The sequence below is a fragment of the Streptomyces cyslabdanicus genome (assembly GCF_052663305.1).
Genome location: NZ_JBQRUW010000012.1, coordinates 142,429 through 167,291, shown reverse-complemented (window position 1 = coordinate 167,291; position 24,863 = coordinate 142,429). Strand labels below are relative to the sequence as shown.

General features: G+C 71.0%; 19 protein-coding genes. 9 read left to right on the top strand and 10 right to left on the bottom strand.

Annotated elements, in window-relative coordinates; translation table 11 throughout:
* Window positions 1-15 precede the first annotated feature (15 nt).
* The 3 genes from ACTYVM_RS09225 to ACTYVM_RS09215 form a co-directional block, all read right to left on the bottom strand.
* The gene (locus ACTYVM_RS09225) at window positions 16-549 is read right to left on the bottom strand and encodes a hypothetical protein (protein ID WP_445525413.1); all 534 of its coding nucleotides are present in this window, start codon (window positions 547-549) and stop codon (window positions 16-18) included.
* 84 nt (window positions 550-633) lie between these two features.
* Window positions 634-876, bottom strand: a complete 243-nt coding sequence (locus ACTYVM_RS09220) for a DUF5302 domain-containing protein (protein ID WP_400028133.1) — start codon at window positions 874-876, stop codon at window positions 634-636.
* Between the two features lie 207 nt (window positions 877-1,083).
* A complete protein-coding gene (locus tag ACTYVM_RS09215; RefSeq protein ID WP_445525412.1) occupies window positions 1,084-2,499 on the bottom strand; it encodes a DEAD/DEAH box helicase in 1,416 nt (471 codons plus the stop codon).
* 435 nt (window positions 2,500-2,934) lie between these two features.
* On the opposite strand from ACTYVM_RS09215, the gene ACTYVM_RS09210 reads away from it, so the two are divergent.
* Window positions 2,935-4,620 carry a ribonuclease J gene (locus ACTYVM_RS09210; RefSeq protein WP_445525411.1) on the top strand — a complete coding sequence of 562 codons (1,686 nt, stop codon included), beginning with the start codon at window positions 2,935-2,937 and terminating at the stop codon, window positions 4,618-4,620.
* Window positions 4,621-5,022: 402 nt separating this feature from the next.
* Here ACTYVM_RS09210 and ACTYVM_RS09205 read toward each other — a convergent pair whose 3' ends face one another.
* From ACTYVM_RS09205 to ACTYVM_RS09195, 3 genes are all read right to left on the bottom strand, one after another.
* On the bottom strand, window positions 5,023-5,511 hold the full coding sequence (locus ACTYVM_RS09205; protein ID WP_445525410.1) for a GNAT family N-acetyltransferase: 489 nt from the start codon (window positions 5,509-5,511) through the stop codon (window positions 5,023-5,025).
* Window positions 5,512-5,717: 206 nt separating this feature from the next.
* Window positions 5,718-7,484, bottom strand: a complete 1,767-nt coding sequence (locus ACTYVM_RS09200) for an ABC transporter ATP-binding protein (protein ID WP_445525409.1) — start codon at window positions 7,482-7,484, stop codon at window positions 5,718-5,720.
* A gap of 27 nt (window positions 7,485-7,511) precedes the next feature.
* Window positions 7,512-9,251, bottom strand: a complete 1,740-nt coding sequence (locus ACTYVM_RS09195; protein WP_445525408.1) for an ABC transporter ATP-binding protein — start codon at window positions 9,249-9,251, stop codon at window positions 7,512-7,514.
* A gap of 315 nt (window positions 9,252-9,566) precedes the next feature.
* On the opposite strand from ACTYVM_RS09195, the gene ACTYVM_RS09190 reads away from it, so the two are divergent.
* The 7 genes from ACTYVM_RS09190 (at window position 9,567) to ACTYVM_RS09160 (ending at window position 19,729) form a co-directional block, all read left to right on the top strand.
* Entirely contained in the window at window positions 9,567-10,586 is a 1,020-nt protein-coding gene (locus tag ACTYVM_RS09190; RefSeq protein ID WP_445525407.1) for an NAD-dependent epimerase/dehydratase family protein, read from the top strand.
* A 4-nt stretch (window positions 10,587-10,590) separates the two neighbouring features.
* Window positions 10,591-12,528 carry an asparagine synthase (glutamine-hydrolyzing) gene (asnB, locus tag ACTYVM_RS09185; RefSeq protein WP_445525406.1) on the top strand — a complete coding sequence of 646 codons (1,938 nt, stop codon included), beginning with the start codon at window positions 10,591-10,593 and terminating at the stop codon, window positions 12,526-12,528.
* Window positions 12,529-12,539: 11 nt separating this feature from the next.
* Entirely contained in the window at window positions 12,540-13,757 is a 1,218-nt protein-coding gene (locus ACTYVM_RS09180) for a glycosyltransferase family protein (protein WP_445525405.1), read from the top strand.
* Window positions 13,754-15,301 (top strand): asparagine synthetase B family protein, encoded by a 1,548-nt coding sequence (locus tag ACTYVM_RS09175; protein ID WP_445525404.1) that lies wholly within the window; start codon window positions 13,754-13,756, stop codon window positions 15,299-15,301. Before ACTYVM_RS09180 ends, ACTYVM_RS09175 begins: the two co-directional genes overlap by 4 nt.
* Before the next feature lie 54 nt (window positions 15,302-15,355).
* Window positions 15,356-16,867 carry a B12-binding domain-containing radical SAM protein gene (locus ACTYVM_RS09170; protein WP_445525403.1) on the top strand — a complete coding sequence of 504 codons (1,512 nt, stop codon included), beginning with the start codon at window positions 15,356-15,358 and terminating at the stop codon, window positions 16,865-16,867.
* A 133-nt stretch (window positions 16,868-17,000) separates the two neighbouring features.
* Window positions 17,001-18,140 (top strand): SGNH/GDSL hydrolase family protein, encoded by a 1,140-nt coding sequence (locus ACTYVM_RS09165; RefSeq protein WP_445525402.1) that lies wholly within the window; start codon window positions 17,001-17,003, stop codon window positions 18,138-18,140.
* The gene (locus ACTYVM_RS09160; RefSeq protein WP_445525401.1) at window positions 18,140-19,729 is read left to right on the top strand and encodes a carbamoyltransferase C-terminal domain-containing protein; all 1,590 of its coding nucleotides are present in this window, start codon (window positions 18,140-18,142) and stop codon (window positions 19,727-19,729) included. Before ACTYVM_RS09165 ends, ACTYVM_RS09160 begins: the two co-directional genes overlap by 1 nt.
* 64 nt (window positions 19,730-19,793) lie before the next feature.
* Here ACTYVM_RS09160 and ACTYVM_RS09155 read toward each other — a convergent pair whose 3' ends face one another.
* From ACTYVM_RS09155 to ACTYVM_RS09140, 4 genes are all read right to left on the bottom strand, one after another.
* Window positions 19,794-20,624, bottom strand: a complete 831-nt coding sequence (locus tag ACTYVM_RS09155; protein ID WP_445525400.1) for a Moenomycin biosynthesis protein MoeN5 — start codon at window positions 20,622-20,624, stop codon at window positions 19,794-19,796.
* Window positions 20,621-21,355, bottom strand: coding sequence for a geranylgeranylglyceryl/heptaprenylglyceryl phosphate synthase (locus tag ACTYVM_RS09150; protein ID WP_445525399.1), 735 nt, complete (start codon window positions 21,353-21,355; stop codon window positions 20,621-20,623). The genes ACTYVM_RS09155 and ACTYVM_RS09150 overlap by 4 nt, the downstream gene beginning before the upstream one ends.
* Window positions 21,356-21,856: 501 nt before the next feature.
* The gene (locus ACTYVM_RS09145) at window positions 21,857-22,537 is read right to left on the bottom strand and encodes a hypothetical protein (protein ID WP_445525398.1); all 681 of its coding nucleotides are present in this window, start codon (window positions 22,535-22,537) and stop codon (window positions 21,857-21,859) included.
* On the bottom strand, window positions 22,534-23,205 hold the full coding sequence (locus ACTYVM_RS09140; RefSeq protein ID WP_445525397.1) for an ATP-binding cassette domain-containing protein: 672 nt from the start codon (window positions 23,203-23,205) through the stop codon (window positions 22,534-22,536). The genes ACTYVM_RS09145 and ACTYVM_RS09140 overlap by 4 nt, the downstream gene beginning before the upstream one ends.
* A gap of 506 nt (window positions 23,206-23,711) precedes the next feature.
* Between ACTYVM_RS09140 and ACTYVM_RS09135 the strand changes: the two genes are divergently transcribed.
* Entirely contained in the window at window positions 23,712-24,833 is a 1,122-nt protein-coding gene (locus ACTYVM_RS09135) for a glycosyltransferase family 2 protein (RefSeq protein WP_445525396.1), read from the top strand.
* Window positions 24,834-24,863: the final 30 nt, after the last annotated feature.

Here is a 24,863-nt window from a genome sequence, read left to right as displayed (position 1 = left end):
CCCCGAGTTCGCGGCCTAGTTCGGCCGCGCCCATGGTCCGCCCCAACCACTCGCGGGGGTGGCGGCGGCCAGGGCGTTGAAGCCGAGCGGGGTGATCAGCCCGGTTCCGGCACCGATGAGAACGACAGCCGTCAGCAGCCCCACCACGCCGGGCAGGAGGGCGGCGGTCAGGCCGCCTGCGGCCAGGGCGAGCCCGGCGGCGAGCCCTGTGCGGACGGTCAGCCGCCCCTCGTCCAGGGCGCGGCCCGCCCACGGCTGGACGAGGGCCGCGCACGCCGCCAGCAGGGAGACGGCAGCGCCCGTGGCCGGCGGGCCAAGCCCGTCGGCGGCGCCCGACAGGGGCAGGAACCCCACCCCGACCGACAGGGCGGCAGCGGCGACGGCCAAGGCGGCCACCGGCCGCAGGAAGGCCCCATCGGACAGACGGCGGGCGAGGTCCAGCAGAGTCCGGCGGGTCTTGGGCAGTGCTGGCACGGCGGGCACCGCGAGCGCGGCCCAGACGGCGACCGCGGCGGCGAGCACCATCAGGACGGCGAACAGCAGGGTCAACCCGCCCGCCCAGACCAGCGCTCCGCCCAGCAGGGGGCCGGCGGTGTTGGCCGGGTGAGCGGGCGGATCGCGGGACTGATCGACTCAGCCGCCGCTCTTACGCCTGAACGACCGCTGGCTCGTAGCCGGGCCGTGCGCCGCACGCACCTTCGACGCGTCGGGGTTGGCGGCGACATCGGCGCCGTCCGCCTGCGCACCGCGCTTGCGCGCCAGGGCTTCGCGGAACTTGCGCTTGAGGTCGTAGTTGCCGTCACTGTCCGGCGCCAGAGGGGACGTCTCGGGGGCGGCCGGCTCCGAACCTTCCGTGGACACGGGCTCTGCGGTCATGGTGACCTCCTGGGTTCGGGGGTGGGCAAGCACAGCTTGCCATGCCGGACGCGGTGCGGGGCGCCGGCAACACCATCCTGCTCCGTTTCGGCGGGTATCCCTCTCGCGGCCAAGGGCGTTCGCTTCGTAGGTGAGGCGTACAGGACGCCTTCGGGCCGGCCCGAGGGTTGTCGATCCCGTGGCCAGTGCCCCGACAGGCGACGGCTCTCAGCCGTTGCGACGCACGAGGGCGGCCTTGCGGGCCTCGGCGAGCTTGCGGGCCTCGCCGGCCTTTCGGGACTTGCCGCCGGCGCCGCGAGAGGTGCCCTTGCTGGTGCCGAGGCCGCGGAAGGGAGCGTTGGTGTTCTTGGGCCGAGGGACGGCGGGCCCGCCGTCGAGCGGGGTCCCGGAGGGAGCCTTGGCGCCGGTGATCCGGCTCAGCTCCGCCTCGCCGGAGCGCACCTTGGTGACGGTTGCCTCGATGCCGGCCCCGGCCATCATCTGGCTCGTCTCGCGGCGCTGGCCCGCCAGCACGAGCGTGACCACGCTGCCGGACTCACCGGCGCGGGCGGTGCGGCCCGCCCGGTGCACATAGTCCTTGGGGTCGGTGGGCGGGTCGACGTTGACCACGAGATCGAGGTCGTCGACATGCAGTCCACGGGCCGCGACGTTGGTCGCCACCAGAACGGTGATCTCGCCGTTCTTGAACTGCGCCAGGGTCCGTGTGCGCTGTGGCTGGGACTTGCCGCTGTGCAGGGCCCCGGCGTGCACCCCGCTGGCCCGCAGATGCCGGGTGAGCTGGTCGACGGCGTGCTTGGTGTCGAGGAACAGCAGTACGCGGCCGTCACGGGCGGCGATCTCCGTGGTGACGGCGTAGCGGTCAGGGCCGTGGACGACCAGAACGTGGTGCTCCATCGTCGTGATCGTGCCCGCCGACCGGTCGACCGAGTGGACGACGGGGTCGTGGAGGTAACGGCGGACCAGCTGATCGACGTCGCGATCCAGAGTGGCCGAGAACAGCATCCGCTGACCGTCGGGGTGCACCTGGTCGAGCACGTCGACAACCTGCGGCAGGAATCCCAAGTCGCACATCTGGTCTGCCTCGTCCAGCACGGTGATCCTCACCCGTCCCAGGCGGCAGGCGTTGCGCTCGATCAGGTCGTGCAGGCGTCCGGGGGTGGCGACGACCACCTCGGCTCCCTGGCGCAGCGCGGCGATCTGCCGGCCGATCGACATGCCGCCGACGACCGTGGCCATCCGCAGCCGCAGTGCCTCGGCGTACGGCGCCAGCGCCTCGGTGACCTGTTGGGCCAGCTCCCGGGTGGGCACAAGGATCAGAGCGAAGGGCTGCTTCGGCTCGGCGCGCCGCCCAGCCGTACGTGTCAGCAGCGGCAGGCCGAAGGCGAGCGTCTTGCCCGATCCGGTGCGCCCGCGTCCCAGGACGTCGCGCCCCTCCAGGGCATCGGGCAGTGTGGCGGCCTGGATCGGAAAGGGTTCGCGCACCCCGAGTCCGCTCAGTGTCCGCAGCACTTCCACCGGCAGTTCCAGACCGGCGAAGGAGACGGCCGGGGGCAGCGCCGGGGTCGTGGCCTCGGACTGGACGGGACCGCCGTGAGCGATGCCGGAGTCATCCGGATGTTTCATGAACAGCCTTCCGCAGGGGAACGTACCGAGGAAGGCCCGGCAGGATCGAACAGCCCACACACAAGCGGAACCGAACAAGCGAAATCGCCCACCGCGACAACCACGCAAACGCATGACGGTAACACAGGGCATGACATCGCGCCCGTGATACCGATCGCCCCTCCCGCGTCGATGACCCGACGCAGCCCGACAGCGCTGCCGGCACAGCTGGTCCGGGCCCCCAACTCCCCGAGATCCGCTGATGCATCACCGGGGTGACCACCCCACCCACGTGCCTGCAGTCCGAGAAGCGCTCCTGAGCGCCACTTCCTGCACCGGCCGCCGACGTCATCCGATCGTCCCGGGGCAGCCGCTGCGGATGCCCCGCTCCGTCGGGAAGGAGAGATCAGGCAGGCAATGGATCACCCCGTCCCACTCTCCGGGTAACGTCAAGGTATGAGTCATCCGCACCCCGAACTGAAAGCCGCCCCTCCCCTGTCCGAAGGAGGGCTGCGGGTGATCGCCCTGGGCGGCCTGGGTGAGATCGGCCGCAACATGACCGTCTTCGAGCACGCGGGCAAGCTGCTCATCGTCGACTGCGGCGTGCTGTTCCCCGAGGAGACCCAGCCCGGCGTGGACGTGATCCTGCCGGACTTCACCTCGATCCGGGACCGGCTGGACGACATCGTCGCCGTGATCCTCACCCACGGCCACGAGGACCATATCGGCGGCGTGCCGTACCTGCTGCGCGAGAGGTCCGACATTCCCCTCGTCGGCTCCAAGCTGACACTGGCGTTCCTGGAGGCCAAGCTCAAGGAACACGGAATCCGGCCGCGCACGGTGCGGGTGCGGGAGGGCGACCGGCGTGGCTTCGGGCCCTTCGACTGCGAGTTCGTCGCGGTCAACCACTCCATCCCCGACAGCCTCGCGGTCGCGATCCGCACCCGGGCCGGGATGGTGCTGCACACCGGCGACTTCAAGATGGACCAGTTCCCTCTCGACGACCGCATCACCGATCTGCGCGCCTTCGCCCGCCTCGGCGAGGAAGGCGTGGACCTGTTCCTCACCGACTCCACCAACGCCGAAGTGCCCGGCTTCACCACCTCCGAGCGTGAGCTGAACCCGGCGATCGAGCAGGTGATGCGCACCGCGCCACGCCGGGTCATCGTCTCCAGCTTCGCCAGCCACGTGCACCGCATCCAGCAGATCCTGGACGCCGCCCACCAGCACGGCCGCAAGGTCGCCTTCGTCGGCCGGTCGATGGTCCGCAACATGGGCATCGCCCGTGACCTGGGCTATCTGAAGGTCCCCTCCGGTCTGGTCGTGAGCACCAAGGAGCTGGAGAAGCTCCCGGACCACAAGATCACTCTGGTGTGCACCGGCTCCCAGGGCGAACCGATGGCCGCGCTGTCACGGATGGCCAACCGTGAGCACGTGATCCGCATCGGCAAGGGCGACACCGTCCTGCTCGCCAGCTCCCTCATCCCCGGCAACGAGAACGCCATCTACCGGGTGATCAACGGACTCACCCGGTGGGGCGCCCACGTGGTCCACAAGGGCAACGCCAAGGTGCACGTCTCCGGGCACGCCAGCGCCGGCGAACTCGTCTACTGCTACAACATCGTCAAACCCCGCAACGTCATGCCCGTGCACGGCGAATGGCGCCACCTGAGGGCCAACGGCGACCTCGCCATCCGTACCGGTGTCGACCCCGACCGGGTCGTCATCGCCGAGGACGGCGTCGTCGTCGACCTGGTCGACGGGCGCGCGTCCATCACCGGCAAGGTCCCCGCCGGCAACGTCTACGTGGATGGCATGGAAGTCGGCGGCGCCACCGAGGCGTCCCTCAAGGACCGCCTCACCCTCGCCGCCGAAGGCGTGGTCACGGTGGTGGCGATCGTCGACGCAGACACCGGCGCCCTCGCGGAGGCCCCCGACTTCCTGGCCCGCGGCTTCGTCCACGACGACGCCACCTTCGAGCCGGTCATCCCCGTCATCGAGAAGACCCTGGCCACCGCGGCCGAGGAGGGCGTCGGGGACGCGCGCCAACTCGAACAACTCGTCGCCCGCGCCGTGGCGAACTGGGCGTTCCGCACCCACCGCCGCAAGCCCCTCATCATCCCCGTCATCATCGACGCCTGAGCCGCAGCCCGGCAGCACGGTCCCCGGTTCCGGCCGCGACCCCGCCAGCATCGAGGTCGGACACGGGAGTCAGCAGCCACCCCGGCAGGCCGGGGTGGCAACGCCATCGCTATCGCGGCGTCCGGCATCTCCCGGACTCTCGGCGGCCCGGCGGCCCGGCGGCTCGGCGGCTCGGCGGCTCGGCGGCTCGGCGGCTCGGCGGCTCGGCGGCTCGGCGGCTCGGCGAGGAGGGTGTGGTCGGTACTGGTCGTGCGGAAGTAAGAGCGTCGGCACTTGGCCCGGCGGCCCTGTGTGCCGCCGTGGGCGTTCTGCCGGCACCCACGGAGCGCGCGGCGGCCAGCGGCTCCTACGAGCCGGCCACCATGCAGGCGAAGCCGGTGCCCCGCCCACCGACACTCCGCGTCATCCCGAAGGAATGCGAAACTCGAATTCGGGACGGTCCCACGGCACGGCGGGCGGGTTCGCGAACGCGGTCCCGGTCCGCACCGCACCGACGCGGTGGTAGAAGTCCTCGGCGGGAACGTGCGACACGACCTTGAGACGGTCGATCCCGGCAGCACGGGCCTCGGACTGCATGTGCGCGACGAGCAGTCGTCCAATGCCCCGTCCTTGCACCTCGTCGGCGACGAACAGCAGGTCGAGCTCCGGTGGAGCGAGGACGAGCGAGTAGAACCCGAGGACCCGGCCTCCGTACTCGTCGGCGCCGACGGCCACAAAGGCGCGGTGGGCCTCGATGTAATCAGGACCGACCCGGTAGCCCGCGACCGCGGCTGCGTACTTACCCTCGTAGGCGCCTGAGCCACGCACGAGCCGCGTGAGCCGTTTGGCATCCCGCGCGACGGCCCTCCGTATCGTGATCAGCTCGCTGATCGGGGAAGTGCGTGAACTCATCGGCAGAGTATTTCGCACCGGGGGGTGCCTTCGTGCGGCGGGTCGGTCGAGCCACACCCTCACCGTCCCCGGGATTGTGTGCGCGTGCGGGCACCGGGTCTGCCTGGCACAGCCGCAGTCCTTGGGTCTTAGGCTCCCTGCCCGCGCTCTCGCAGGTCAAGGGCTGTCGCATCAACCTACGGGCCAGGCGCGCGGCGTCTTGGAGTTCACCCCTGGGAACCGGCGTCGGCCCAGATCACGCGCATCTCGGCCGACGACTCCATCAGCTCCCCGAGGGTTCCGACGGCTTCCACCCGGCCGTCCTTGAGCACCACGATCCGATCGGCGGCACGCAGCAGTGCCGGCCGGTGCGACACCGCGAGCACGGTGCGGGTCGAGTGCAGCAGCCTGTCCCACAGACGTTGTTCGGTGGGAGGGTCCAGGGCGCTGGAAACGTCGTCCAGCACCAGGAGGTCGGGGCTGCCGGCCATCATCCGGGCGATGGCCGTCCGCTGGGCCTGCCCGCCGGACAGGCGGAGCCCGCGAGGGCCCACGACGGTCCCGGCCCCGTCCCTCATCACCGCGAGATCGGCTTCCAGCACAGCGGTACGCACTGCCGTGTCGAAGACCTCGTCGCCGGCCTCGCCGCCCTGACGCCCCAGCAGCACGTTGTCGCGCACCGTCCCGCTGAACAGGCGCGGGACCTGCGGCGTGTAGCCGCAGCGCGGTGGCACCAGGAAGGACGACGGGTCCACAACCGGCTCCCCGTTCCACAGCACGGTGCCCCGGTCGCGGGGAAGCAGTCCGAGGATCGCCCGGATCAGGGTCGTCTTCCCGGCACCGACCCGGCCGGTGATGACGGTGATCGTGTGCCGTTCGACGGTCAGGTCCACGTCCTCGACCCCGTGGTCGGTTCCCGGGTGGCGCGCGGTCAGCCCCCGGACGGTGAGCTCCCGCAGGCCGGGATCGGGCTCGCGGGGCGTCGGCAAGGGCCCTTCCGTGCCGGAGAGTTCCGCCGTCTGAAGGGCGGGGCGCAGCCTGCCGCCGAGGTAGTCGGCGATCCGGCCGAGGGCCACCGCGACGCGCTGCAGCAGGACGGACAGCATGCCGATCGAGGCCAGGGCCTCCGTCAGGATCTGCAGGTAGAAGGTGAACAGCGCGAGCTCACCGACGCTGAAGGCGCCGCTTTGGATGCGTCCCGCGGTCAGCAGCAGCACCACGCCGATCCCGAGCGGAGCCGCGTTGCCGATCACGGAGCGCTGGGCCGCGGCGTACAGTTCCTCCCGCACGGCCTTCTCGGCCCGCGCCCTGTTGAGACGGCCGATGTGCGCGGTCACCTGTGGCTCGGCGGCCGCCGCCTGCACGGCGCCGACGGCCTCGACCATCTCGCGCAGGACGCCGGTCACCTTCGCCGACGCCTCGCGTGTGGCCCGGCGGTAGCGCAGGAACCGGCTGTGAGCCACCACCGTGGCCAGCGTGATGAGGACCAGCAGGCTCAGCAGCGCGACGGTGACCAGGGGATCGATCCGCATCATCACGGTGACCGACCCCACGACGAACAGCCAGTGGGCGAGATTGGTCGGAGCCCAGGCGACGAAGAAGCCCGTCTCGTCGACGTCCTCGCCGACCGTCGCCAGCGCCTGGCCGTGAGGAGTCCGGGCCGTTGCCTCCGGCCTGTGCAGCGCCGTGTCGAGCAGAGCGTGCCTCAGTCGTGCCTCGGTGCCGTACTGGATCCGCGGCTCCAGCTTGTTGATCATCAGGCCGAACTGGAGGAACAACCTCCCGGCCTCGATCGCGGCGACCAGGGCGATGATCGCCCATACGTCCCCGCCCGCGCCCAGTTCGTCGAACAGCCACTGGAACAGCAGCCCCACCACGAGAGTCGCGGCGCGCAGCAGGACCCACAGACCGGTGAGGATCCAATAGGCGCGTGCCGAGCCGCGCAGGGCGTCGGCGAGCCTGCCGAACACGGACTGATTCCCGGCGTGTGTCATCCACCCGTTCCCCTGCTGGTGGCGCCCTCAGCGGGTGCCTTCGGCCGTATGGAGGAGGTCGTGAAATCGCGACCTGGGGTCGGCCGCGAGGACCGTCCGCTCGCCGTGCTCGGCCACGGATCCGTCGTCGAGGACCAGGACCCGGTCCACCTGTCGGAGCAGGTGCGGGCGGTGTTCCACCACGACGGCCGTGCGGCCCCGCAGCAGACGCTCCAACGCCGGTCTGAGGAGGCGCTCGGTGTGCGGATCCAGCCGTGCCGTGGGCTCGTCCATCAGGACCAGCCCGGGGTCCCGGAGGAACACCCTGGCCAGCGCGAGCTTCTGCTCCTCACCGGCGGACATGCCACGGGCGCCGGAGCCGAGCACCGTCTCCAGACCGTCGGGCAGGTCACGCACCCAGGTGGCCAGGCCGGCCTCGCCGAGCGCGGCCAGCAGCCGGTCGTCGTCCACGGAGGAGTCGAAGAAGGTGAGGTTGTCGCGCAAGGACGCGTGGAAGACCTGGACTTCCTGCGTGACCAGTGCGACCCGTTCGCGCAGCGCCCGGATGTCCATGGCCCGCAGGTCCACGCCGCCGACCGATACCGCGCCGCCCACCGGCTGGTGCAGTCCGAACAGCAGCCGTACGACCGTGGACTTGCCGCTGCCGGTCTGGCCGACCACTCCCAGCCGCTCGCCGGGACGCACGGTGAACGAGACGCCGCGCAGCACCGGTTCGCCCGGCTCGTAGCAGAAGGAGACCTGGTCGAAGCCGACGTCCGGCCGCCGTCGCGGCAGGGCGGCCGTTCCCTGGTGGGGCTGCGGGTCCTCCTGCTCGAGCAGCTCCTGGAGGCGGCCGACGCCCGCGGCGGCGTCCTCCAGTTCCCTGAAGCGCGTGGTGATGTTGAGCAGGGGGCGGCGCAGCAGCATCGCGTAGGACAGCGAGGCGAAGGCGGTGCCGGTGGAGAGCCGTCCCTGCCCGTGCAGCCAGGCGCTGACCGCCAGGGCCAGCACCACGCTGACGGCTGACAGGCCCTGGACCGTCGCAGGCCAGCGGATCGACGCCTGGGCGGCCTGCCGGGCCCGCCGGTACAGCTCGCTCTGCCGGTGTTCGAGCTCCCGCAGGGTGTGGCGCGCGGCACCGTTGGCGCGCAGCTCCTCGGCCGCCGCGAGCCGCTCCTCGAGGAAGCCCTGGAGGTCCGCCGCGACCGTCTGCCGTGCCGTGACGAAGGGCATGGCACGGCCCACCAGCCTGCGCAGCAGCAGGAGGGTCCCGGCGGCGAACGGTGCGAACACCAGAGCCAGTCGCCACTCCATGTGGAACAGGGCCAGCAGGATTCCGGCGACGAGCAGTGCCTGGGCCACCAGTTCGACGACGAGTGTCGACATGACCGCGGTGAGCCGGCCCACGTCGCTGTCCATGCGCTGGACGAGCTCGCCCGGTGGGTGTCTGCGGTAGAAGGCCGGGGACCGGCGCAGGCAGTGCTCGACCAGGTCGGCGCGGAGGCGATTGGTGCTGCGCCAGGCGAGGCGCGAGGAGACGGCTTCGCTGCCGACGGTGACGACCAGCAGCCCGAGGGCGGCCGTCAGGACCCAGACGGCGACGACGAGCAGCGTTCGGCGGGTCTGTCCCGACAGTGCTCCGTCGATGAACTGCCGTAGGAGGTAGGGCGCCGCCAATTGCAGTCCGATGCCCAGGGGAACCAGCAGGGCGAGCAGTGTGATGGCGGCCCGTTCGCCGCGCAGATAGCGCACGAGTAAGGAAAGTTGCCGCAACGGACTGCCTGCCAAGGTGTCCTCCCCCGGTTCGCCGGGACGGCGAAGGGCCCCAGCATAAATGCGCCCGGGCCTCTTGGGAATGTGACCTCAAGTCCCTTGCCGGGTGTCGTTGAACAGCATTGCTGGTGATCAATGCCGCTGTTAGGCTCCTCGGGCTTCTCGGCCCATGCAGGCATTTTCGTTCTCATGGGCCCGGTCAGTGGCTTTTCGGTGACCCGTCGCACCGTGCCGGCCGGGCGCCGAGGGCCAGGGTGGATCCGCCCGGAAATGGGCGTCAGTGGAAGAAGCACCTCGATCAGCCGGACATGAGCATCCCAAGGAGGTTTTGTGGCAGGCGACGTGCGCAGCACGGAATTATCGGGTGACCAGGTGGTGGTCACCGGTGCCGCGGGTTTCATCGGCTCACACCTGGTGGCAGAGCTGAGGCGGGCCGGTAAAGACGTCATCGCCGTGGACCGCAGGCCGGTTCGCGCCGACGACGGGAATGAGTCGCACCCCGCGGCAGGGGGACTTCACGTCATACGCGGTGACCTCGTCAGCCTGGATCTGACGGAGTGCCTGGAAAAGGCCTCCGTGGTTTTCCACTTGGCCGCGTTGCCCGGCGTCCGGCCGTCCTGGTCTCAATTCCCCGAGTATCTCCATTGCAATGTACTGGCCACCCAGAGACTGCTCGACGCCTGCGTGCGGGCCGGAGTCCCGCGCCTGGTCATGGCGTCGTCGTCCAGTGTCTACGGGGGCGCCGACGGGACGATGAACGAGGACGACCTGCCCCGTCCGCTCTCGCCCTACGGGGTGAGCAAGCTCGCCGCGGAACGGCTGGCTCTCGCCTTCGCCGCCCGCAAGGACGCCTCGCTGGCTGTCTCGGCCATGAGGTTCTTCACCGTCTACGGTCCCGGTCAGCGCCCGGACATGTTCATTTCCCGCCTGATCCGGGCGACCCTGCGGCAGGAGCCCATCGAGATCTACGGCGACGGAGCGCAGATCCGCGACTTCATTCACGTGTCCGACGTCGTGCGCGCCCTGATCCTGGCCGGCACGGTCGGGCACGGCCGCAGCACCGTGCTGAACATCGGCACGGGAAGCGCCGCCTCGGTCAACGAAGTGGTGTCCCTCACCGCCGCGTTGACGGGAATGACCCCGCCTGCCGAGTACGGCGCCGCGCGCATCGGTGACGTCCGCTCGACCACCGCGGATGTCGGCCGTGCCCAACGGCAGCTCGGGTTCACGGCGCTGACGGGACTGCGCGAGGGGCTCGCCACGCAGATCGAGTGGACCAGGCGGTCGCCGTCCCAGACCCCGCACGGCGCCGTTCCGGTCGCGGGGACGGCACCGGCGTCCCGGTCGTAGCCGCATGTGCGGTTTCGCCGGATTCACCGATCCTGCCCATGGGCGGGCAGCCTCCCAGGACACGGCCAGGCGCATGCTGGCCGCCGTGGCACACCGGGGTCCTGACGGCTCCGACTGGTGCCACCGCGACGGTGTCACCCTGGCGCACTGTGCGCTGACCTTCGTCGATCCGGAGCGCGGCACCCAGCCGTTCGTCTCCGCGTCCGGCTCCACCGTGGTCGTCTTCAACGGCGAGATCTACAACCATGCCGACCTGCGCGCACAGATGCGGGCGGCGGGCGTCCGCCTGCGCACCGGCAGCGACACCGAGGTCCTGGTCGAGCTGTACGAGCTGTACGGGACACGCATGCTGGAGCGGCTGCGCGGCATGTTCGCCTTCGCCCTGCACGACGCCCGGAGCGGGCGCACCGTGCTGGCCCGTGACCCGATGGGCAAGAAGCCTCTCTACTACGCCCGGGTGCGGGACGGGATCGCCTTCGCGTCCGAGCTGACCGCGCTGCTGCGGCATCCGCAGGTGTCGTCCAGCCCCGATGTCGCGGCCCTCGCCGACTACTTGATGCTCCAGGCGTTCACCGCGCCCGCGTCGGCGGTGTCCGGGGTCCGCAAGGTTCGCCCCGGCACCTGTGTGACGTACGCCGACGGGGAGGTGCACGAGACGGAGTTCTGGCGGCCCCGTATCCACCCGGCCGCGAGCCCCGGGCGCAAGGAGGCCGCACAGCGGTTCGAGGAACTCTTCCGGGCCGCTGTCGCACGGCGGGTCACCAGTACCGGTCACCGGCTCGGCGTGCTGCTCAGCGGCGGCCTGGACTCCAGTGCGGTCGCGGCGGTGGCCCAGGACCTGTCCCCGGGCCGGCCGGTGCCGACCTTCAGCGCGGGGTTCGCGGACCCGGACTTCGACGAGAGCGGGCACGCCGAGGTGGTCGCCCGTCATCTCGGCACCGAGCACCACCTGGTGAGGATCGACGGAGCCGATCTCGCCGGGGTGGTCGAGGCCGAGTTCGCGTCGGCGGACGAGCCGTTGGCGGATCCGTCCCTGCTGCCGATGCGGTTGGTGTGCCGTCAGGCCCGCCGGCACGTCCGGGGAGTCCTCACCGGCGACGGTGCCGACGAACTCCTCCTCGGATACCGGTACTTCCAGGCCGAGCGGGCGATCGAGCCGTTGCTGCGGGTCCTGCCGGCGCCCCGGCTCGAGGCCCTGGCCGGGTTCCTGGTGCGCCGGCTGCCCGCCCGGTCCGGGAACCTGCCCGTGGCGGCCGCCCTGGGTCTGCTCGCCCGCGGGCTGCGTGCGGCCCCGGAACACCGTTTCTATCTCTCGACCGCACCTTTCGGACCGGGTGAACTGCGGCAACTGCTGCTTCCGGAGGCGCGCTCCGACCTGGCGGGGCACGACCCGTTCACGGAGATCGCCAGGCTGCTGGAAGGACAGAGCGGCCTGACGGGCGTCGAGCGCAGCCAGGTCGCCGTCTTCACCCACTTCCTTCGGGACGTCGTCCTGACCAAGACCGACCGGGGCAGCATGCGCAGCGCACTCGAACTGCGCTCCCCGTTCCTCGACCTGGACCTGGTCGAATACTGCAACTCCCTGCCCACCAGCCTGAAACTGCGCCGGTTCACCGGCAAGTACCTGCTCCGCGAGGTGGCCGCCGGCTGGCTGCCCCCGACCGTCGTACGGCGTACCAAGCTGGGCTTCAGGGCACCGCTGGCCGCTCTGCTGCGCGGTGAGCTGCGGCCCCTGCTCCTGGACACCCTCTCCGGCGCCGCGCTGCGCCGTGGCGGGCTGTTCGACGCCCAGGCCGTGCAAAGACTCACCGACGATCACCTCACCGGCCGTCGGGAGGTGTCCCGCAAGCTGTGGGCGCTGCTGGTCTACCAACTCTGGTTCGAGAATCTGACGGCCGGTCGGCACACCTCGACATCCCCTGCCTGTCCGGCCCACTTCTAGGAGATCCGACAATGGCTCCTGTCCGTCCGCACATCCAGGTGCTCTCCCCACGCACCTGGGGGGAGTTCGGCAACTATCTCGCCGCGACCCGCTTCTCACGCGTCCTTGGCGGCGTGGTGGACGCGGAGGTGACCCTGCTGGAGGCCGAACCGATTCTGCCGTGGATCGGCGAGGCCGGCGCGGAGATCCGCGCGATCTCGCTGGAGAGCCCCGACGCCACGGTGCGCAGCGAGCGGTACATGGCGCTCATGGCCCGGCTCCAGGAACGCTTCCCCGAGGGGTTCGAGGCGCACCCGACCCCCGCCCAGGAGGCGGCGGTCGCGCCGCTCACCGAGCACCTGCGCGCCACGGCACCGGATGTCGTGGTCGGCACCAAGGGGTTCGTGGCCCGGCTGTGCGCCGCCGCCGTCCGGCTGGCCGGGTCCCGTACCCGCGTCGTCAGCCATGTCACCAACCCCGGCCTGCTGCACCTGCCGTTGCACCGCAGCAGGTACCCGGACCTCACGCTCGTCGGCTTCCCGCACGCGAAGGACCACCTCGTCGCGACGGCCGGCTGCGACCCGGAGCGCGTCCGGACGGTGGGCCCGCTCGTCGCCCAGCACGATCTGCGCGACTTCATGACCAGCGAGTCGGCCACGTCCGACACCGGCCCCTGGGGTGACGACCTGGGCCCGGACCGTCCCCGTGTCCTCGTCTTCTCCAACCGCGGCGGCGACACGTACCCGGAACTGATCAGGCGTCTGGCCCGTCGGCATCCCGACATCGACCTGGTGTTCGTCGGCTACGGCGACCCCGAACTCGCCCGCCGCGCGGCCTCGGACGCCGCTCGGGCCGGGGTGACCCACTGGCGGTTCCACAGCGTCCTGGCCCAAGCCGAGTACTTCGACTACATCCAGCGTGCCTCCAGGTCCCGGTACGGCCTGCTGATTTCGAAGGCCGGGCCCAACACCACCCTGGAGGCGGCCTACTTCGGCATACCCGTGCTCATGCTCGAGTCGGGGCTGCCGATGGAGCAGTGGGTTCCCGGGCTGATCCACCAGGAGGGCCTGGGCAGGGCCTGCGGCACCCCGGACGAACTCTTCGGCACGGTGGACGAATGGCTCGAGCACCCCGCGGCGATCGAGGTGCACAAGAAGGCCGCGCTCTCCTTCGCCGAGGCGGTACTGGACCAGGACGCGGTGGCGGAGCGGATCGGTGCCGCCGTCCGGCCCCTGCTGGAGGCGCCGTGAGCCCGGGGAGGCCGGCCGCGCCGCGGATCGTGCTGGTCGCGGGACCGGACGGCGTGCGGGCGGAAGGGGACAAGGAGATCCGGCTCGGGCACCCCCTCACGGGTGACCACCTGGACCCGGGCCCGCCCGCCGAGGGGGTCTTCGCCGGGTGGGCCTGGAACGGTGAGCGCCTGCTGGCCCGCAACGACCGCTACGGCATCCAGCCGCTGTTCTACCGGGCGGACGCCACCTCGTTGCGGCTGTCCCCCGATCCGCTGGCGCTGCTGCCGGACGACCGGCCCGCCGAGCTGGATCACGACGCCCTCGCCGTCTTCGTACGGCTCGGGTTCTTCCTCGGCGAGGACACCTGTTTCGCCGGTGTCCGCGCCCTGCCTCCGGCAGCCACGATGACCTGGGACGGCAGCGGGTTGCGGCTGCGGTCGCAGGCGCAACGGCCGTCCGGGGCGGTACCGCTGACCCGGGCCCAGGCCGTCGACGGCTTCGTCGACCTGTTCCGGGAGGCCGTCACCCGCCGGCTGCCCGGCGAGCCGTACGACCTGCCGCTGAGCGGCGGCCGGGACTCCCGCCACATCCTGCTGGAGCTGTGCCGCCAGGGCGCGCCGCCCAGGCTCTGTGTCAGTGGTGCCAAGTTCCCGCCCGACCCGGGCGCCGACGCGCGGGTGGCGGCCGGGCTGGCTGGCCGGCTGGGCCTGCCCCATGCCGTCGTCCCTCGGCCCCGTGCCCAGTTCCGGGCGGAGCTCGCCGCGCTGACGGGGCAGGGCATGGGCACCCTGGACGGTGCGTGGGCGCAGCCGGTGCTGGCCCACCTGAGCCGGCACAGCCGCCTCTCGTACGACGGCCTGGGCGGCGGTGAGCTGTCCCAGAACGAGAGCGTCGGTTTCATCCGCGGCACCCCGTACGATCCGGCGGATCTGCCCGCTCTGGCCGACCGGTTGCTGAACGCCGAACGGCTCGCTCCTCATGTGGAACACCTGCTCGGTCCGCACACAGCAGTCCTGTGGAGCAGGGAGCGGGCCCGGGAGCGCCTGGTCACCGAGCTCGCCCGGCACGCGGACGCGGCCCTTCCGCTCGGCAGCTTCTACTTCTGGAACCGGACCCGGCGCTCCCTCGCGCTGGCTCCGTTCGCCCTCGGGGACCCCCGCCTGCTCCTGCACACGCCGTATCTCGACCACGCCCTGTTCGACCACCTCAGCACGGTGCCCGCCCACTTCCTTGCCGAGGGGACGTTCCACGACCAGGCGCTGCGCACGGCGTTTCCCGAGCACGCGGATCTCGGTTTCGCGTCGGCGATCCCCCAGCGGCACGGGCCGGTCCTGGTCGCGCACCGGCTGCGGTACCTGCTGCGGTTCCTCGCCCACGCGCTGACCACGGAGCGGGGCTGGTGGCGCAGCCCGGAAAGGCATCTGCAGCGGCTGCTGGCCGCGGGCCGGGGCCCCGGGGCGCCGCAGCGCGTGAGCCGGCTGCAGCCGCTGGCGCTCTACCTGCTGACGTTGGAGACCGTCGCCCGGCACGGCGCGGGCGGTGGTCACCAGGGCACGTTCTAGGGCTTCGCACCCCATGTGGACATCACCCCGCAGGAAGCAGAGGGAGGACACCGAATGCGCAAGACACTGCCCGTGATCAGCACGGGCATCCCGTCCGGAGCCTCGGGCGGGTGCTCGACGCCCCAGCCGTCGCCGGCCCGCCCCGGGATACCACGGTGGCGCAAGCGCACGTTGCGCATCGCCCTGGTCCGTCATCACGACCTGTGCCTGAACACCCGCCAGATCACGCGCGTCCAGAAGCGTGCCGGCGTACTGCCCCACCTCGGCCTGGGATACATCCACCGGGCGCTGAAGTCGGCCGGGTTCCACCAGGTCATCCAGGTCGACACCCCGGCCCTCGGGCTGGACAGCGAGGGACTGCGCAAGCTGCTCGCCGACTTCGGCCCCGACCTGGTCGGGGTGAGCACGACGACGCCGGGCCTCCCGGGCGCCCTCGAGGCGTGCCAGGCGGCCAAGACCACCGGGGCCAAGGTCATCCTGGGCGGGCCGCACACCGAGGTGTACGCGAGCGAGAACCTCGTCCACGACTGCATCGACTACGTCGGCGTGGGCGAAGGCATCACCATCATGCAGGAGCTGGCCGAGGCGCTCGAGCAGGGCGAGAATCCGGAGGGCATACGGGGACTGGTGACCCGGGAGCACGACGGCGGCGCCGCACCCATGGTGAACCTGGAGGACGTGGGCTGGCCGGTACGCGACGGCCTCCCGACGGACAGCTACTACTCGATCATGGCGCCCCGCCCGTTCACCACCATGATCTCCAGCCGGGGCTGCCCCTTCAAGTGCAGCTTCTGCTTCAAGCAGGCGGTGGACAAGAAGTCCATGTACCGCAGCCCCGAGGACGTGGTGGGCGAGATGACGGAGCTCAAGGAGCGGTGGGGGGTGAAGGAGATCATGTTCTACGACGACGTGTTCACCCTGCATCGCGGCCGCGTACGCGAGATCTGCGCCCTGATCGGCGACACCGGGCTCAAGGTCCGCTGGGAGGCGCCCACCCGGGTCGACCTGGTGCCCGAACCGCTGCTGAAGGCGATGGCCGGGGCCGGCTGCGTGCGCCTGCGGTTCGGCATCGAGCACGGCGACTCCGGCATTCTCCAGCGGATGCGCAAGGAGAGCGACATCCAGAAGATCGAGACGGCTGTCACCTCGGCCCACGAGGCCGGCATCAAGGGTTTCGGCTACTTCATCGTCGGCTGGCTCGGGGAGACAAAGGAAGAGTTCCGCCGCACCGTCGACCTCGCCTGTCGCCTGCCGCTGGACTACGCCAGCTTCTACACGGCGACGCCGCTGCCGGGCACGCCGCTGCACACGGAGTCGGTGGCGGCCGGCCGGATTCCGGCGGACTACTGGGACAAGTTCGTGCAGGGCGACTTCGACTCCCGGATCGGCTACCTGGTTCCCGACGCCCAGCAGCGCGCCCAGATCGCGTACCGGTCCTTCTTCCTGCGTCGCTCCATGATCAAGCCGCTGCTGGGGCACATGGCGGTCACCGGTCAGTGGCGTCATACGCTGGACGGTCTGCGCAGTCTTGCCCGGTCCACCTCCAACACCGACCGTGACTTCTGAGGCCGCGCGCCCGGCCGCGCGCCCGCACCCGCCGGTGCGGACGAGCCCGCCGCCGCGTTTGAACCGGCCGTTGCCCCGCCGCGGCCGCCGGCGCGGCGACGAGCCGTTCTGGACGCACCACCTGCGGAGCACCATGGCCCGCGGCTTTCTGCCCCCGGACTCCTGGGCGGTGCCCGTGCGGCACGTCCTGCCCGGTCTGCCGGCCGACGGAACCACGTGCGCCGGGGAGGCGGCCGAGGCACTGCGGACTCCCACCGCGCCGGTGATCGCGCTGGTCGCGCCGACGTACGTCTCCCGGGCGCCGCTCGCGCAGCAACGTCAGCGGCTCGACGCGCTCATGGACCAGCTGGCCGAGGTGGCCCGGGAGCATCCGCGGGTGCCCGTGGTGCTCTTCGTCGGTATGCAGTGGTCGTCGGCCGCGGAGGAGGACGAGTCGCTCCGGTGCCTTCGTCAGCTGCTGCGTCAGGCGCGCACCCGCCTGCCGGGCCTGCGGGTGTGCGGTCTGTCCCTGCCGGGTCCGGGCAAGCCCCGTACGCTGAACGCGGCCATCGCGGTGGCGGAACTCCTCGGCTGCGCCGGGGTCGGCTGGGTCGACGACGACGTGACCCTCGAGGACGGCTGCCTGTCGCGGCTGATACGGGAGTTCCTGGCGGCGGGCTGCGCGGGAGCGGTGGGCGCCACCAAGATCCCTCATGTCCGTGAGTTCGCCACCGCGCGGCTGCTGTCCAGGGCCAAGGCGGTTGCCGCGCCGGCCATGAACTACCCCCACGGGTGCTGCATCCTGGTGTCGACCGACGTGGTGGCGGGCGGCATGCCGGGCCGTTACACCTCCGACGACGGGTACGTGTGCTTCCGGCTCCTCGACCCGTCCCTGCCCGACCCGCTCGCCCACCTGCGGCTGGTGCCGGACGCCCTGTGCCACTACTACGTGGCGGGCCCGGCCGGCGAGACCCGCCGCAGGATCCGCAGGCTGCTCCTCAACCACCTCGTCGACCTGGCCGACTGGCCCCTGCCGGTGGTCCGCCACTACTTCCGGCACGTCCTGTTCGGCGGCATGTGGCCGCTCACCGGCCTCGACTCCTCGCGGGGCGTGCGCCACGGGCTGACGAAGGCGTTCATCAAGTGGCTCTACTTCGCCTGGTTCGCCGCCATCGGGAGCGAACTGTACCTGCGCGGGCTGTTCCGAAGGCCACTGCGGCGCATCGAGTGGGCCCCGTACTCGGACGTCCGCAGACTCACTCCGTCGTCCCCGTCCACGCCTCAGGAGCGCTGATGAAGGTACTGTCACTCCACTCTGCCGGACACGACACCGGTGTCGCGTACTTCGAGGACGGACGGCTCGTCTTCGCGATCGAGGCGGAACGGCTGACCCGGGTCAAGCACGACCACCGCTCCGACGTCGCTCTGCGGCATGTGCTCGCCCAGGAGTGCGTGGACGTCGACGGCATCGACCTGGTGGCCGTCAGTACACCGGTCCGCAGTGCCCTCCTGCGCATTCCCGACCTGGACCGGGCCATGGAGCGGATCGGGGCGGGAGCGCTGCACCACCGGACCGTCTGCGAGATGCTCGGGCGGCGCGTGGACTGTGTCGTGGTCACCCACGAGGTCTCGCACGCGGCCCTCGCCGCCCACTACGCGGACTTCGAGGACGGCACTGTCGTCCTGGTCAACGAGGGCCGTGGCCAGCTCACTCGCAGTTCCCTGTTCCGGGTCGCGGGCGGTCGGCTGGAGTGGGTCGAGAAGGACCCGCTGCCCTGGTACGGCAATGGCTTCGGCTGGACGGCGATCGGTGTTCTCCTCGGCTTCGGCCCGAGCCCCAGCGTGGCGGGCAAGGTGATGGCCATGGGCGGCTACGGGGAGCCGGACGCGCGGATACGCGAGCAACTGCTGGCGGTGGACCCGAACGTGATGAACGACCGGGAACTGGCCGAACGGGTCCGCGCCGACCTGGCGGCCCGCCCACGGTTCGGTTCCGGTTTCGAGACCGCCTCGCACGTGGTGGCCACCTTCCAGGAGATGTTCACCGACACGGTCAGGAACACACTCGCCCGGCACGTGACACGCGGGGACACCGGGGTGGGGCCCATCGCTCTCGGCGGCGGCTGCGCCCTGAACATCGTGGCCAATTCCGCGCTGCGGGAGGCCTTCGGACGTGACATCGCCATTCCGCCCGCCTGCGGAGACGCTGGGCATCTGGTGGGTGCCGGGATCTACGCCCTCACTCAGATCGCCGGGGTGACTCCGCAACCGCTCGGCGTCTACAGCAACGGCGCGCCGTCGTCGCGCGCCGCTGTCCTGAACGCCCTGGACGGCGCGGGGTTGCGGGCCCTGCCCTACGACGAGGCGGCGGTCGCCCGGCTGCTGGCGGACGGCGGTGTGGTGGCCCTGACGCAGGGATCGGCGGAACTGGGGCCGCGCGCCCTGGGGCATCGGTCGCTGCTGGGCAATCCGGCGGTGCCGGGCATGCGCAAGCGGATGAGCGAGGAGCTCAAGCAACGCGAGTGGTACCGGCCGCTGGGAGCGGTGATGCGCGACGAACGCTTCACGGCGCTGTACCCGGGCCACCATCCGTCTCCGTACATGCTCTTCGAGTACCGGCTGCCGGAAGGGGTGGCGCCCGAGGCCCGGCATGTCAACGGGACCTGCCGCATCCAGACGCTCGCATCCGGTGAGGAGCGCCTGTACGGTCTGCTCGCCCGGTTCGAGGAGGTCAGCGGCGTACCGGCGCTGATCAACACGTCGCTCAACGGGCCGGGCAGGCCCATCGCGCACACGGCTCGGGACGTGCTGGACGACTTCGCGGACACCAGTGTCGACCTGTTCGTGTTCGACGACCTGATGGCTTACGCCGCGGCGGGATGACCCGTCGGGTTCCCCGGGTGCGGACCGGGTCCGCCGGCCGGAGCGAGCTCCGGCCGGCGGACGGTCACCGCGCGGCGTACTTGGGGAGCAGACGGTGCAGCACGTCGTCCGTGTAGAGGTGGACCACCGGGACCAGGCCGTGGGCGGCCGGGTGCTTCCTCGCCGCGGCGAGGGATTGTGCACGCAGCTGTTCCAGCAGGTCCCGGACATCGTGCTCGGCGACCGCGCCGGTCCGCATGAGATGGCCGAGGTTGCCCTCCCGCTCGCCGTCGCGCTCGTAGTCGGTCAGGTCGTCGGCCATGGTGATGGTCAGGGCGAACGCCTCGGCGAACTGCCGTACCTCGTCGGCCGATTCCTCAGTGCGCCCGCAGGCGGCCGCGAGTGACCCGTAGCGGCCGAGGAAGGCGGCACCGTAGGTGTTCGCGTGGGCGCGCCACTCGCGCAGGTTCCGCGCCCGCTCCCGCTTGGTGCGTATCTGACCGCCGCAGAGGAAGACGGCGTCGTCCTCCAGGATGTCGGTCACCGACTTGGGGTCCCGGGCGAGGACGGCCATGTCGTGCAGGGCGCGCAGGTGCATGCGCAGGCAGACGCAGGCGAGTTCGACCCGGTCCAGTCCGGTGTCGTCGTCCATCAGATCGTCCAGGAGCTTCATGGAGACGATGTCCAGCGCGAGGGCACGGGACACCTCCGCCCGCCGGGCCCGGTCGGTGATCCACTCGGTGAGGAAGTGCGGGACCCTCAGATACAGACGCAGCGCGGCGGTGTGGTCCACCAGGGCCTGCGATCCTCCGGTGCCGGCCACGCACTCCGTGACGTGCCGGCGGTTGGCGGATTCGGCGGCCAGCATGGACTCGGTGTAGGCCGTGGGCAGCGGAGTGGGTGCGACCGCCGTCACGACGTGCTCCGCGGCCGGGTCGGTGCGGGGCGCTCTCCGCTCATCTCCGCGAGCGTGGACCGCCAGTCGGGGTGTTCCAGGGCCCCGGCGAATCCCACGTAGTCGGCTCCGGCGTCGAGGTACTCGGTGATCTGCCGGCGCGTGCGGACGTTGCCGCTCACGAAGAGGATCTGCTCGGGGCGGAGCGTCTTGCGGAAGTGGCGCACGGCCTCCGGCGGCACCTGGTCGTGCCGGGAGTAGAGGTACACCAGGTGAAATCCGAAGGTGACGGCGACCGCGAGGTACTGGTCCATCTCCGTGGTGGAGGACGTCGTCACCGGCACGGTGCCGAGCAGGTCGCCGGTGCGGCGGTCCTCGCCGAAGGTGAGAGCGACGGTGAGCAGAAGCTCCGGCCGGCTCTCCTCGGGTATGCGTCCGGGCAGGGTGGTCAGGGTCTCCAGGAAGCTCTTCCAGACGAAGTAGTCGTCGTCGGAGCCCAGCAGAGCGGGCAGCAGCATCGCGTCGGCGCCGCCCACCGCCGGGAAGCCGATCCCCTTCCGGGGCGGGAAGTGGAGGATGACCGGCAGGCTGGTGGCCTCCTTGACCGCCGCCACGTACGGCTCCATGCGCGACTCGAACGACTCGTAGTCGGTGCTCGCCAGGATGACGGCCGCGAATCCGAGCCGGTCCAGTTCGGCCGCCTTCTCGACCGCTTCCCCCACCGGGATCTTGAAGGGGTCGATGATGTGCACGGGGCCTGGCCGATGCTCACGCAGCCGGGCGAGGACCTCCCCTGGGCGCCAAAGCGGCGCTGCGGCCTGGACTTCCCTGCGGTCAACCAGCTGCGGCGAGGCATTCACCAGCATTTCCCCTTGTCGTCCGGTCGTGTCGCGCCATGACGTGTCTCGCCCGCGTCGCGTGTTCGGCCAGGAGGTGCCAAGCGTTCGGCGGTGGGCCGGGCCTGTGCCCGGCGGTGCCCCGCGGCGACGGCTTCTGCGGCTTGCCGGTGTGCCGGGTGATCGGGCACGGCGGTGCGGCGTCTCGGTCCGCGCGGGAGGCGGGCTACACGGTTTCCCGGCGGGACTCTCGGCATGCCCGACCCTTTCGAGCGATGCCCACCGGGCGCCGACGAGGACGCTGCGTGGCAAGACGTTCGGCGATGCTACACGCGGTCGTTTCCGGGGAGGTAGGGACGTATTGCACGGCCGAGGGCGCATGACCGACGAAGCCTTGCGGCCAGGGATTCAGACGGATCAGACGAATTGGAGATGTGCCCGGCGTCGTAGGCGCACCGCCATGGCGCCGCAGCTCACCAGGGCCAGCACGGTCACCACCCCGACGGCATGAGCGACGCCATGGTGGAAAGACCCGTGCTCCGCGCCGTCGACGGCATAGGTGATGATTTCCCGGGTGGACCAGAACGGCAGAATCCTGGCGGAGTCCTTGGCCGGATCCATCACCATCTGGGCCCCGATGACGGAGATCAGCAGCAGTGCGCCCTCCATGTCCCGGGGCACGATCAGCCCCAGCAGGAGCCCGAGCGGTACGGCGACGACCGTGGTCAGCACCAGTTCCGCGGCCAGGGCCCGCGGGTTCTGCACGTCCTGGTCCACCAGGATGACCGCGCCGTACAGGGCGGACACGCACAGACCGGCCGTGACGAGTGCCAGGACACGGCCGAGGAAGAGCTGGTACGGCCGGAATCCGGCCAGCACCAGCAGCGGCTCGATCTCCCTGCCCCCGACGGTGGAGAACAGGGCGGCGGCGCTGACGGCGAATCCGACACCGAGGCTGGCAAAGCGAACGGCCTGCCCGGTCTCGTCGTGACGGCCGAGGTAGAACACCAGCGGCACCAGCAGGAGCAGCCCCAGCACCCCGCGCCGGCGCAGCAGTTCCCGGAGGGTCATCTCCGCCATGCGGACCGTGGCCGTCATCGGTCGTTCTCCCTCTTCGTCGCGGGGGTGAGATCCAGGACCTGGTCCACTCGGTCGAGTTGGTTCAGCATGTGGGTCACGACGACGACCGCCTTGCCCGCCTCGCGCCAGGACCAGACGTTGTGCCAGAAGTCCACGTACGAGCCGTGGTCGAACCCCTGGTAGGGCTCGTCGAGCAGCAGCAGGTCCGGGTCCCCGAGGGCGGACAGGACGACGTTCAGCTTCTGCCGGGTGCCGCCCGACAGGTCCTTGGCCAGCACGTTCCGCGCGATGTTCCAGTCGAGTTGCGTCCCCAGCCTGCGGCCGCGGCGCTCCGACTCCCTGCGGCTCAGACCCCGGCCGGTGCCGAAGAGCGTGAAGTGCTCGCGGGGGGTGAGGAAGCCGATGACGCCGGCGTTCTGCGGGCAGTAGCCGAGGTTGCCTCCGGCTCTCACCTGCCCCTTGTCCGGTGAGAGCAGGCCGGCACAGATCTTGAGCATGGTCGACTTGCCGGCTCCGTTGCTGCCCACGATGGCCGCGACCTCCCCGGCGTGGACGACGAGGTCGACCCCGTTCAGGACACGACGGCCCTTGTAGCGTTTGACGATCCCGTGCGCCTGGAGCAGGACCTTGCGCTCGGCCGACGGGGACGTGCCCCCCATCTGCCGTGCGCCGATCGGGTACTTCATGTACGCCACCTCTCTGCCTGCCTTGACGATCAGGCGCCGCATGCCGGCCGCCCCGGTCCCGAAGCACGGGTTTCGTCCGTGTTCGCGGCTCGACGAAGACGGCGACTCCGGGCGATCCTAGGGCGGGGGCCGCCGGGCACAGGGGGGACAACACGGTTTCGGCCACCCCCTGCGGGCGTGGACACACCGCTCTTGTGAACCGAACCCGGTGCTCGTTAGCTTATGGCCCTCCTCGACTTCCTCTGCTTTCTGCGGCTTTCTTCGATTTTCCTCTGCTTTCCTCGGCTCTCCTCGGCTTTCCTCGGCTTTGCTTTCCTCGACACTTTGTTCTTCCCGACACCCGGGCGGCCGGCGCGTGCGGTGCCCCCGTGCGCCCGCATGCGGTGACCACGGCCCGGGCCGACGAAGGGATATGGATGCGCAGGCGAATTCAAGGTGGTCGTCTCTGGTGGCAACGAGCCGTTTCCCGTGGATTCGCTCCGCCCTCCGCACCGCGCATTCCCTTTGTGCTGGTGCGACCCGGCGAGCATGCCGAGGAGGACTCCCGCGGCGAGCTACCCGACGACGGCGTCCACGTGGTGCCGGACGGCTCGGGGACCAGGACGCTGCCGTCCGGCGGCATCGGAGTTCTCCTGCCCACCTATGTGGGGCGGTGCGACGCCCAGGCTCACCAGGAGACCTTCCACCACCTGCTGGAACGCCTGGCCGAGGTGAGGGCTTCCCGTCCCGGTCTTCACCTGACCGTCTGGGTGGCCATGCAGTACGGCGCCGGCGAATACCGGGAGGCGCTGCGCAGATTGCGCCGGATGACCGCCCTCGGAGCACAGGACGAGACCCTCACCGTCGTCGGCGTGGCGCTGCCGGGGCCGGGGAAGATCCGCACCCTCAACACCGTTCTGCGGTTGACCGCGGGGCTGGGCTACGCGGGCTGGCTGTGGACCGACGACGACATCGAGATCGGTCCCGGCTGCCTTGCCCGGCTGGTCTCCCGCTTCCACGAGCGGGGGTGCCGCGGCGCGGTCGGCGCCTCCCCCGTGATCCTGCCCCGTGATTCGGTCGCGGCACGGACCATGGGCAGGATCGGCACGGTCACGGCTCCGCCGAACGCCTACCCGGCGGCGGCCTGCGTCATGGTGGCGACCGACGTGGTGCGTGCGGGCATTCCGGTCCGGCGGCTGACCGATGACGGGTTCGTGCTGTTCGAACTGCTCGACGCCGCCGCGCCGGATCCGCTGCACGATCTCGAGGTACTCCCCGACGCGACGATCAGCTTCTACCGCGTCAGCCGCACCCACGACACCCTCCAGCGGCTGCGTCGCTCCCTGTACAGCCACGTGACGTGTGTCGCCGACTATCCCTGGCCGGTCGCGCGCGTCTATCTGACCCGCGTCCTGTTCTACGGCCTGTGGCCGCTCGCGCCGTGGGACGGAAGCCGGGGACCGGTGCGCGGGGTCAAGCGGTGGGCGGTCAAGGCCCTGCACTTCACCTGGTTCTGCCGGGTGGCGGCGGAACTGGCCGTGCGGGGAATGGCGCGCCGGCCGCTGCGCCATGTGTCGTGGGGGGACGAGGGTGACTTCCGCAGCCCCACCGTCGCAGAACCGGCAGCCGGCGCACCCGCCGGAGCGTGACACAGCGGGCCGCCCGCAAGGGGCGGCCGA

Coding starts and splice junctions, on each gene's coding strand:
- ACTYVM_RS09145 (WP_445525398.1), bottom strand. CDS start 22,537: ATGACGGCCACGGTCCGCATGGCGGAGATGACCCTCCGGGAACTGCTG.
- ACTYVM_RS09215 (WP_445525412.1), bottom strand. CDS start 2,499: ATGAAACATCCGGATGACTCCGGCATCGCTCACGGCGGTCCCGTCCAG.
- ACTYVM_RS09200 (WP_445525409.1), bottom strand. CDS start 7,484: ATGACACACGCCGGGAATCAGTCCGTGTTCGGCAGGCTCGCCGACGCC.
- ACTYVM_RS09205 (WP_445525410.1), bottom strand. CDS start 5,511: ATGAGTTCACGCACTTCCCCGATCAGCGAGCTGATCACGATACGGAGG.
- asnB (WP_445525406.1), top strand. CDS start 10,591: ATGTGCGGTTTCGCCGGATTCACCGATCCTGCCCATGGGCGGGCAGCC.
- ACTYVM_RS09165 (WP_445525402.1), top strand. CDS start 17,001: ATGGCCCGCGGCTTTCTGCCCCCGGACTCCTGGGCGGTGCCCGTGCGG.
- ACTYVM_RS09220 (WP_400028133.1), bottom strand. CDS start 876: ATGACCGCAGAGCCCGTGTCCACGGAAGGTTCGGAGCCGGCCGCCCCC.
- ACTYVM_RS09210 (WP_445525411.1), top strand. CDS start 2,935: ATGAGTCATCCGCACCCCGAACTGAAAGCCGCCCCTCCCCTGTCCGAA.
- ACTYVM_RS09180 (WP_445525405.1), top strand. CDS start 12,540: ATGGCTCCTGTCCGTCCGCACATCCAGGTGCTCTCCCCACGCACCTGG.
- ACTYVM_RS09170 (WP_445525403.1), top strand. CDS start 15,356: ATGCGCAAGACACTGCCCGTGATCAGCACGGGCATCCCGTCCGGAGCC.
- ACTYVM_RS09160 (WP_445525401.1), top strand. CDS start 18,140: ATGAAGGTACTGTCACTCCACTCTGCCGGACACGACACCGGTGTCGCG.
- ACTYVM_RS09140 (WP_445525397.1), bottom strand. CDS start 23,205: ATGAAGTACCCGATCGGCGCACGGCAGATGGGGGGCACGTCCCCGTCG.